Annotated in this window: 6 protein-coding genes and 1 pseudogene; all 7 read right to left on the bottom strand. The window is 73.1% G+C overall.

The features are described from left to right. Positions 1–580: pseudogene (locus AC07C1_RS18150) on the bottom strand (FHA domain-containing protein); the annotation flags it as partial. Positions 581–637: 57 nt separating this feature from the next. Further along, positions 638–1,981 carry a vWA domain-containing protein gene (locus tag AC07C1_RS18145; protein WP_478940086.1) on the bottom strand — a complete coding sequence of 448 codons (1,344 nt, stop codon included), beginning with the start codon at positions 1,979–1,981 and terminating at the stop codon, positions 638–640. 127 nt (positions 1,982–2,108) lie between these two features. Further along, the gene (locus tag AC07C1_RS18140) at positions 2,109–3,434 is read right to left on the bottom strand and encodes a PP2C family protein-serine/threonine phosphatase (protein WP_478940084.1); all 1,326 of its coding nucleotides are present in this window, start codon (positions 3,432–3,434) and stop codon (positions 2,109–2,111) included. Positions 3,435–3,437: 3 nt separating this feature from the next. Beyond that, the gene (locus tag AC07C1_RS18135) at positions 3,438–5,906 is read right to left on the bottom strand and encodes a serine/threonine-protein kinase (protein WP_478940082.1); all 2,469 of its coding nucleotides are present in this window, start codon (positions 5,904–5,906) and stop codon (positions 3,438–3,440) included. Beyond that, positions 5,903–7,177 carry a coiled-coil domain-containing protein gene (locus AC07C1_RS18130; protein ID WP_478940080.1) on the bottom strand — a complete coding sequence of 425 codons (1,275 nt, stop codon included), beginning with the start codon at positions 7,175–7,177 and terminating at the stop codon, positions 5,903–5,905. Before AC07C1_RS18130 ends, AC07C1_RS18135 begins: the two co-directional genes overlap by 4 nt. A gap of 48 nt (positions 7,178–7,225) precedes the next feature. Then, positions 7,226–8,254: a glutamate ABC transporter substrate-binding protein gene (locus tag AC07C1_RS18125; RefSeq protein WP_478940078.1), complete on the bottom strand. Its 1,029-nt coding sequence runs from the start codon at positions 8,252–8,254 to the stop codon at positions 7,226–7,228. Positions 8,255–8,268: 14 nt separating this feature from the next. Continuing rightward, positions 8,269–9,708 (bottom strand): hypothetical protein, encoded by a 1,440-nt coding sequence (locus AC07C1_RS18120; RefSeq protein ID WP_478940076.1) that lies wholly within the window; start codon positions 9,706–9,708, stop codon positions 8,269–8,271. Positions 9,709–9,860: the final 152 nt, after the last annotated feature.

Here is a 9,860-nt window from a genome sequence, read left to right as displayed (position 1 = left end):
CGGAACCGGGTCCCTGGCCCTGACCGGGGTTGCTCCCGAAACCGGACGGACCGCCGGGACCTTGCCCCTGACCTTGTCCCTGCCCCTGGCCCCCGCCGAAGCCCGGCGGCGGTACCGGCGGGCGCCGGTCGCCGCCGAACGGCGTCGGGCCCGACGGCTCGCTGCCGAAGGACGGGATCGGCTCGGCGGGCCGGTTCACCTGCGAGGGCCGCGAGCCGTGGTACTCGTACGAGTCACCGCCGCCGTACGTCGCGCTCGGCGGCTCGAAGCGGGGCTGCGTCGGGCGCGGGGCAGCCGGGGTGTACGAAGTGGCCGTGTTGGTCAGGAAGTTCCACCGGCACTCCTCGCAGAACGGCGCGCCGCCCTCGCGGGGCGTACGGCACTGCGGGCACAGCTCCGCCTCGGGCGCACCCGGCGCCTGCGGGCGGCCGCCGGGCTGGGTGCCCTGCGGCGGTGGGAAGCCGTAGCCACCGGCGGGCGGCGGCGGAGGGGGCGGAGGTACGGCACCGGCCATGCGGTGACCGCAGACCTCGCACCAGTCGTCGGAACCCGACTGGTGTCCGTTCGGGCAGGTCGGCATGTCGGTGCTTCCCCTTCTCCTAAGGGTCCGGCTGGATCGCTCGAATCGCTTCCAGAGTCACTTCTTTACCCGGACAGTCTTTGTGGACCGGGTCTCCAGAGTCATCTCATCGGCCTCCGCGACCTTCGTCTTCAACCGCACAGTACCTGTCGCGGCGTCGACCACGTCCACCACCTTCGCAAGCAGTTTCGCAGTATCGGCGTTCCCCGAGGCACTCGCGAGCTGAACCGCACGCCCCAGTTTGGCCGTTGCCCCATCGAAATCGCCCGCTTTACGAAGGTCGAGCCCTTGCTGGATGGCTTGGGCCAGTTCGGCCTGCCCGGTGTAGTGGGCGACTTGGGGACTGATCGAGGTGGAGGCCGTCATGTCATCGGTCCACACGGCCCGTACGAGCCCCTGCGCGCCGAGGTTCTGTACCGTTCCGTCCGCTTGTGGGACGACCAGGGAGACCCGGGCGGCGAGCATCTCCTGGCCGAGCCCGGCCGGCGGGACCTCCACACACAGGTGGTAGTCGCGGGACTCGTCGCCCCAGGACCCGGTGGGGTAGTCCCCGGCGCGCGGCCCGACCTCGGTGCGCCGGCCGGTCAAGTCCTCGACGGCGGGGGCGACTTGCTTGACGAACCTGATGGTCGTGCCGACCGGCGTCCACACCCGCAAGGAGACGTCGGCGACCTCCTTGCCCATCGCCGACTCCATCATCCGCGTGAAGTCCGCGGCCAGGCCCACCGGGTCGGCGACGATGTCGGCGGTGCCGAGCAGCGCGGAGGCGATCCCTGTGACTTCTTTCACTTCCCAATCGGTGCCCACGCCCCGGGCGTCACAGGTGAACCGTCCCGCGCACACGTCCAGCGCGGCTCTCAGGTCCTGCGGCGACTCGTGTTCGTTGCGGCCGTCGGTCAGCAGGATGCCGTGCCGGATGGTGACGTCCGCCGAGGACAGCAGCCGTTCGGCGAGCCGCAGCCAGGTGCCGATGGCCGTACCCCCGCCCGCGCTGAGCCGGCGCAGCGCCTGCTTGGCCTGCTCACGGGTGGTGGCGTCGGCGACCGCGAGCCGCCCCCCGCCCGGGTAGACCTCCGCGGCCACGTGGGTGCCGCCGATCACCGCGAAGTGGGTGCCGTCGCGCAGGGTGTCGATCGCGGCGGCCGTGGCGTCGCGGGCGTTGCGCATCTTGACCGGCGGATAGTCCATGGAGCCCGAGCAGTCGACCATGATCGCCACGGCGGCGGACGGCCGCTGCCCCGGTGGGTACGCGGACGCGGCGACGGCGCTGCCGACGGTGCCGCCGCCCGTGGCCGTCACCGTGACGACGGCGTTGACCTCGCGGCCGCCCTCGGGCAGGTACTCGTTCTGGTAGACGTCCACCGAGAACTGCGGCGCGTTCGACTTCGCGAAATTGGCCATGCTTGATCGACTCCCCCTTGGCACACCCCGCTGACGCGAGGCGGTGAGTGTGGACGGACCGGTCCCCTCCGGCCCGCCGCGGCTGCCCCGTCCCACGAGGCGTTGTGTACGGCCTTCTTCTGCGGCCTCAGGCCGATACTGCCCCCTGCGACGGCGCCGGGAACGGCAGGACCGCCACTGTTACGTTGTCGTGGCCCCCGCCGTCCAGGGCGTGACCGACCAGCACCCGGGCGCTGTGCAACGGGCGCGTCGCCGCGTCCGGTGGGACGACCGCGAACATCTCCTCGGCCGTCTCGGCGTAGTTCCACAGGCCGTCGGTGCACACCACCACGGCGCCGGGCCGGTCCGGCTTGAAGGAAGCGGTGTGCGGCTCCAGTTCGTAGGCGTCCGCGCCGAGCCAGCCGGTGATCGCGTGGGCGCGCTCGTCGGCGTACGCCTCGGCCTCGCTCATCAGTCCGGCGGCGACCATCTGCGCGGCCCAGGAGTCGTCCTCGGTCAGCCGGGCCGGGGGCGCGCCACGGTCGGCCGGCACCCAGTAGACGCGGCTGTCGCCGACCCAGCCGACGACCAGCAGTCCGGAGGTGACGATCGCACCGACGATCGTGCAGGCTGGGGCGTTCTGGTGCGGGGCGTGCTCGCGGGCCGTGGCGGGCTCCTCGGCGAGCGCGTTGACGGCCTGCGAGGCGGCGACGATCGCCTCGTGCATGGCCTGCTGCGGGTGGGTGCCGCGCGGCAGCGCGGCCAGCAGGGTGTCCCCGGCCGCCTGGGAGGCGGCCTGGGAGGCGTCGTCGGGGCGGGTCGCCGAGGAGACGCCGTCGCAGACGACGGCGAGGGCGGCGGGCGTGCCGTCGGGCAGCGTGGTGTGGCCGACGGCGAAGGCGTCCTCGTTGCGGTGGTGGCGCAGGCCCCGGTCGCTGACGGCGGCGACCGGGCCCGACTCCCGCTCCATGTGGTCGCGTTCGCGGGGCTGGGCGTGCCCGCAGTTCTCGCAGTAGCCGTCGCTGTCCACCCGGCCCGCCCGGCAGGCCACGCAGACCTGGGCCGGATCGGCCGGGCCGGCCGGTGCGGTCACGACGGCGTCGGGTGCCGCGCGCGGGTCCGGTGCCTGCAGCGGGTACTCGTCGGGCTCCGCGGGCCGGTCGAAGCGGACGCCGGGGGTGGCGGCCTCCTCGGGGTGCAGCGGCTTGCCGCCCGAGTCCGTGCCGGGCAGGTCGGCCGGCCGATGCACCGCGGCCGGGGTGCCGCCGGAGCCGGGCGGCTCGGGGGCCGGCCAGTCCACGCCGTCCCCGGGACCGGGGGAGCCGGTCATCGTGAGGGTCGGATGGTCCTGCGGCGGGGCGGGCACCACCGATAGGTCGTAACCGCACGCTCCGCAGAAGAGGTCACCCGGCTCGACGGGCTCCGCGCAGCTCGGGCACTTCGACAGTGCGGCCTGCTGGGGCATCTGCGACATCAACTACACCCACGTCCGGGGGCGGTAACGGTTGGCCCGTTCCACCAGTTCGATCCTCTCCTCGCCGCCGGGCGCCAGCCGGGCCAGCGTGCGGTAGGCGCGCTCCAGACCGAAGCGGAGGCCCCGCTCGTCCAGACCACTGCCCAGCAGCACCCGTCCGCCGGCGGCCGGCGGGGCGGTGCCCTGCCCTCCGGAGAGTATCCAGTCCAGCGCACCGCCGAGCACCTCGGCGGACAACTGCTCGCGCCGGGCCGGATCCAGACCGTACGCGTCCAGCGCCTCCACCTGCCCGGCGGCGGCCGTCAGGTCGTCCAGGAACGGTACGTCACCGGCGCTCGCCGTGCGCTGTCTGAGCCGGGCCCGGACGGCGGCGACCCGGGCGGCCGTGTAGTGGATGGAGGACTCCGGCACCGACTCCAGCGTCGCCACGGCACTGTGCCGGTCGCCGGCCGCGAGCCGCACCCGGGCCAGGCCGAAGGCCGCGCTCACATAGCCGGGGTCGGTCGCCCACACCAGGCGGTAGTACTCGGCGGCGTTGTCCAGTTGGCCCAGCACCTCCGCGCACAGGGCGAGCGCCAGCTTGGGCGCGGCCTCGCCGGGAAAGGCGTCGTAGATCGCGTCGAAGGCGAGCGCGGCGCCCTCGAAGTCGCCGGTGACCAGGGCGGCCACACCCCGGTACCAGACCACCCGCCAGTCGTCGGGCCGTTCCTCGTCCAGCCTGGCGAGGGACATCAGCGCGGCCTGGTGGTCACCGCTCTCCAGCCGGGCGCGGATCTGCCGGATCCGGGTCTCCACGGTCCGCGCGGGCGCCGCGTCCAGCGCACTGATCAGCTCGGCCGGCGCGGAGGCCATCAGCCCCGCCAGGAAACCGGCGTTGGGGTCGTTCGGGTCGACCAGCGGGACCGGCAGGGCGAGCGCGGCGGCCGGGGTCTCGACGGGCCGGACGAGGGCCGGCGGGGGCAGCGCGGGGCCGGGCCCGGCGTTGCGTGCCGGGCGCGCCCCCAGCCGGGAGACATCGCCGTCCAGCCGCGGGAACAACTCCGTGTCGGTGACCTTCACCTCGGGCCCGAACAGGGTCGACAGCGCGGGCCGTGCCTGCCCGGTCTGCAGCGAGACGACCTCGCGCAGCACTCCGGTCAGCTGCTCGGACATCTCCTGCGCGGAGGCGAACCTGCCGGCCGGGTCGGGGTCGGTGGCACGCACGAGGAACCGGTAGAAGGACTCGTAGCGGCGGAAGACCTCGATGGTGTCCGGGTCGGGCAGGGAGTCCGCGAAGACGTTCGTGTAGCCCTGGAAGTCGAAGGTGAGCACGGCGAGCGTACGGCCGACCGTGTACAGGTCGCTCGCCACCGACGGACCGACCTCGCCGACCTCCGGCGCCTGGTAGCCGACCGTGCCGTAGATCGCCGACTCGTCGTCGTCCATGCGGCGCACCGCGCCCATGTCGATCAGTTTGAGCTGGTCCTCGGTCTGGATGGCGTTGTCGACCTTGAAGTCGCAGTACAGCAGGTTGCGGCTGTGCAGATGGCCGAGCGCCTCCAGGGCCTCGATGCCGTAGGCGCAGGCCTGCTCCACCGGCAGCGGGTCGCGCCTGCCGTCGGGCGTGCGGTGGCCGTTGGCGATCTCCTTGAGCGACTTGCCACCCACGTACTCCATGACGATGTAGCCGTCGAGGGAGCCGGTGCGCTGGTCGAGGTGCTCCACGAAGTTGTAGATCCGCACGATGTTGGCGTGCTCGATCTCCGCGAGGAAGCGCCGCTCGGAGATCGCGGCGGCCATCGCGTCCTGGTCACCGGTGTCCAGCAGGCCCTTGAGCACCACCCATCGGTCGGAGACGGCCCGGTCGACGGCGAGGTAGACCCAGCCGAGCCCGCCGTGCGCGAGGCAGCCCACGACCTCGTACTGGCCGTGCACGATGTCCCCGGCCTTCAGCTTCGGCACGAACGAGTACGGGTGGCCGCACTTGGTGCAGAAGCCCTCCGTGCGCCCCGGGCGCTCGCCCCGGGCCCGGCCGACCGGCGCCCCGCAGTCCGAGCGCGAGCAGAACCGCTTCCGCTCGGGCACCTCCGGGTTCTCCAGCACCATCGCGCGCGGGTCGGGCCGGGGTACCTGCGGCACGCTCACCAGCCCGGCGCCCAGCCGCCCGCGCGTCGACGTTCCCGAGGACGAACCGGAGCTGCGCACCGACACCGAACGGCCGGTGGACGCGCCCGACAGGGACCGGGAGAGCCGCCCGGACACCGACCGGCGCGACTTCGACGACTGGGAGGACGTACGGGAACTGCGCGAGCTGCGGGAACTGCCGCTGCCGGCCGAGCCCCTGGTGATCCCGGTGGGCTGTGAGCCGACCATCCCGGTCGCGGAGACGACCGGTGCGAGGCCGCAGGTGTCGCAGTACAGCTCGCCGCCGCCGACGTCCTCGTACGTCCCCTCGCAGCCCGGCCGCTGACAGGTCTGTCCCGGCAGGCTCATGACTGGTCCCCCTTCCGGTCCTCCGGCGCGCTCGCGCCGCCGAGCAGCTCGGCCGCCGACCGCTGGTAGCGCAGCACGGCCTGTTCCGCCACGCGCAGGTCGCAGGGCGCGCTCCACAGCATCCGCCGGGCGGCGTCGTACCGCTCGATGAGCAGCGTGTCCTCGGCGAGGCCGTGCCGGGCGACCTTCGCCTTGTACGCGTCGAGCCGGCCGCGCAGCTCGGCACGGACCGCGAGCGGTGCGGTGACCGCGGTCAACGACTCGCGGGCCCGCAGGAGTTCGTCCTCGGCCTGCTGCTCCAGGGACTCCAGGAGCGGGGAGAGCCGGTGCCACTGCGCCCGCCGCCGGTACTCGGCGGCCGCCGCCAGCTGCTCCTGCAGCGCGGTCGGCGGCCCGCTGACGACGGGCACCTCGGTGGCGGCGATCTTCGCCAGCACCTCGCCGCGCGCGGTACGCGCCTCCGCCAGCGTGCGGTCGGCGCGCGAGAGCACGTCCCGCAGCCGGATCAGCCGGGCCTCCGCGTCCTGCCGGACGGTGAGCACCGCGTCGATCTCCCGCCGTACGTCCTCCAGGGCGCGCGCCTCACGGTCGTACACCGTGGTGTCCGGACGGCCACCGCCGGGTGCCGAACTGCCCTCGGCCGGTACCCAGAAGGCGAGCGGGTCGCAGACGACGTCCTCGCGCAGCTTGGTCAGCGTGCGGGTGATCCGCTCCAGGTCGTCTCCGGCCGGGTGTTCACCCGGCCGGACACCGGCGGAGTGGGCGAGCTTGCGGGTGCGCTGGAGTTCCGCGGCGAGTAAATCGATCCGTGCGGGCAGCGCCGACCAGACGGCGTCGGCGGCGACGACCAGATCCAGACTCGTCGCGTACAGCTCGTTCATCCGGCCCACCAGGGCGGTCAGCGAGAACGTCTCGCTCAGCGTGCCGTTCCCGGCGACGGTGACGGACTCGCCGCGCAGCAGCTCGGTCAGCTCGGCCAGGTCCTCGCGGCTGGACCAGCGGCGCCGGGCGCGGATCTCGCGGGCGCCCCGCAGCGCGGCCGCGTAGGCGTCGAAGTACCCCCACAGCAGGGTGATCCGCGCCTCCGTGGCCTGCCAGCGTTCCCGGGTCACGCCCGTCAGTTCGGCGCCCTCGAGGAGTCTGCGGCCCGCGTGGTCCTGCAGGGCCAGCAGGGAGGTCTCGATCGCCTCGTGCTCCTGGCCGAGCCGCGCCAGCGCACGGTCCACCTCGTCCCGGTCCATCACCGGCCCGGCGGGGTCCGTGACGCCCATCGATCACCTCTCGCTGCTGTGTGGTCGGCCTGTTGCCGGATACCGGATTCAGCTGTTGCGCAGATACCGCGGCGCGGGCGGCTCGGAAGCCGCCGAGTCCTCCCCCAGTGTCGCCGACAGCCAGGTGTCGTACGACGCCTGCCAGCCGTGCGCGCGGTAGTCCACCAGAACGCGATTGACCCGGCGTACCAGATCGGTGGCGCCCTTCTTCATCGCCACGCCGTAGTACTCGGTCGTGAACGCCTTGCCCTTGAGTTCGACGGTCGGGTCCTGCGCGGCCTGGCTCGCGGCGAGCGCGCCGTCGGTCACGACCGCGTCCACCTCGCCCAGTTGCAGCCGTACCAGGCAGTCCAGCTGGTTCGGGACGGTGGTGGAGATGTCGGTGGAGGCCGGCAGCTCGCCGGTCTTCCGGTCCGCGTCCAGCTTGGTGTACGCGGTCGAACCGGCCGCCGTGCAGACCTTCTTGTGCGCGAGCGAGTCGTCATAGCCCGTGATGGCGGACGACTTGGGCGCGAGCACCTGCTGTCCGGTCTTGAAGTAGGGCGCGGAGAAGTCCACTTGTGACAGCCGGTCACAGGTGATCGTCATCGTCCGCACGACCATGTCCACCCGGCCGTCCTGGATCGCCGGTATGCGCTGGCTGGTCGGGATCGCCTTGAACTGCACGGCGTCCGGGTCGCCGAGGATGTCCTGCGCGATCCTGTGCACCAGGTCGATGTCGAAGCCCTCCAGCCCCGCGCCCTCGGTGTTCGGGTTGCGGTAGCCCCAGTGGTAGCTGTTCTGGTCGACGCCGACGATCAGCTTGCGCCTGGCGCCCGTACGCGCCTTGATGGCGTCGATCGTCGGGCCGTCCGCGCCGGACGGGGCGAGGGTCTGCTGCTGCGCCTCGGAGTCCGTGCAGCCGTCGGCGCGGGCCTGGCTGCCGGTGACCACCTTCTGTCCGGCCGGGCTGCCCCCGTCCGGTGTCTGGGTGCGGGGCAGCAACAGGACGAATGCCAGCGCCAGCGCGCACAGCACCGCCATCGCGCCGACCCCGCCCCAGCCCCGCAGGGAGGCCCGTGCACGTGCCGCGTACATCGTCCTGCCCCCTGTCACCGGTACTCCGAAAGCCTGCGTCCGATGCCGGCGACGGCACCGGCGGCGCCCAGCACCGCGAGGACGGCCGCGCCCACCGGCAGCCCGGTCATGGCGTCCCGCCCGTCCCCCGCGGCCTGCTGGAACTCGGTCTGCTCGTGGTCGATGGCCCGCGCGAGGTGGGCGTCGACACCGTCGAAACACTCACCCGTCGCGCCCTTGGCACCGATCACCTTGTCCAGCGCCTGCTGGTAGTTGCCGTTCTCGTCCTCGGCGCGGGCCGAGGCGTGGCGCTGCTTCCACACCGCCATGTTGCCCTCGGCCGCCTTGACCGGCGTGCTGCCGGCCTGGTCGTCGGCGAGCTTCCCGGCCGCGGTGAGCCCCTTGCCGAGCACGGCCATGTTCTTGTCGAAGTCGTAGTAGTAGGCGTCGTACGGCTTTCCGGCGACCGTGATGGTCTCGGCGCCGCGCGCCACCAGGCTCAGGTTCTCGTTCCCGCGCGCCTTCAGAGAGGCGATCCGGGCGTCGTGCAGGACGCTGAGCGAGCGGATGCCGTGGTCGTAGGAGCCGTCGAGGTCCGACCGGGCGACCATGTGCCCGACGACCAGCCACAGCAGCACGACCGTGGTGCCGGCGGTGCCGGCGACCAGGCCGTGGTTGAGGACGCGGTTGGTGTGCCGGTACGTGCGGTGCTGGGCCCAGCCGAGCGCGGCGAGCGCGAGGACGCCGAGCGCGATGGCGGCCCAGGGGTAGGGCGTGGCGTCCGCGTAGTCGGCGTCGAGCCGCTGGTTCTCCTTGGTGTAGAGATCCTCCGCCGCCGGGAGCATCTCCTTCTGCATCTTCTCGTTGGCGTACCGCAGATAGGCGCCGCCCACCGGATAGCCCTGCCGGTTGTAGGTCCGGGCGCGCTCGATGAGGCCCTTGTACTCGGGCAGCAGCCGGTTCAGCCTGGTGATGGCCGCCTCGGAGGCCGAGCCGGGCTCGGCGTTGGCGGCGGCGGTCACGAGCCCGGCGGCGGCACCGCGGATGTCCTTCTCGTACCGGTCCCGGGAGGCGGCGGTCTCCTGGCCGCCCGCGAGGAACCCGCTGGACGCCGCCGTGTTGGCGTCCGCCAGCGAGCGGTAGATGCCGGCCGCGCCGGAACTGAGCGGCTGGCTCCGGTGCAGCACGTCGTCGGCGGCGGCCGCCCGCTCGCTGGTCTGCCAGGCGGTGACGGCCCCGAAGGCGAGCACCAGCACAGCGAGGAGGGCCCCGATGATCCGCAGCCGGCCGGGCTCGGTGGTCGCGGCGGCGCGCAGCCGCTCGACACCCTCGGCGAAGGCGGTACGACGCGCCGGGGGCGCGGGAGGGACCGGGGGCACCGGCCGGCCGGGCTGCGCGGGGATGCCGGGGGCGGCGGCGGGTACGGCGGGTCCCGCCACCGGTGGCGCCGCGCTGCTCTTCGGCGGGTGTGTCACTCGACCTCCCCCATGGTCATCCGTTCGCCGCCCAGTATCACCGTCCGGACCGGCATCCGCACCGGCCTTCACTGGATCTTGATCGGATCGCAGCGTGCCCAAGGGCGCGTGCCACCCGGCACACCACCCCCTGCTGATGAACACGCCGGGTA

The sequence above is a fragment of the Streptomyces sp. NPDC045022 genome, assembly GCF_056432605.1.
Note: the sequence above shows the minus strand (reverse complement) of the source record. Positions and strands in the feature narration are given on the sequence as shown.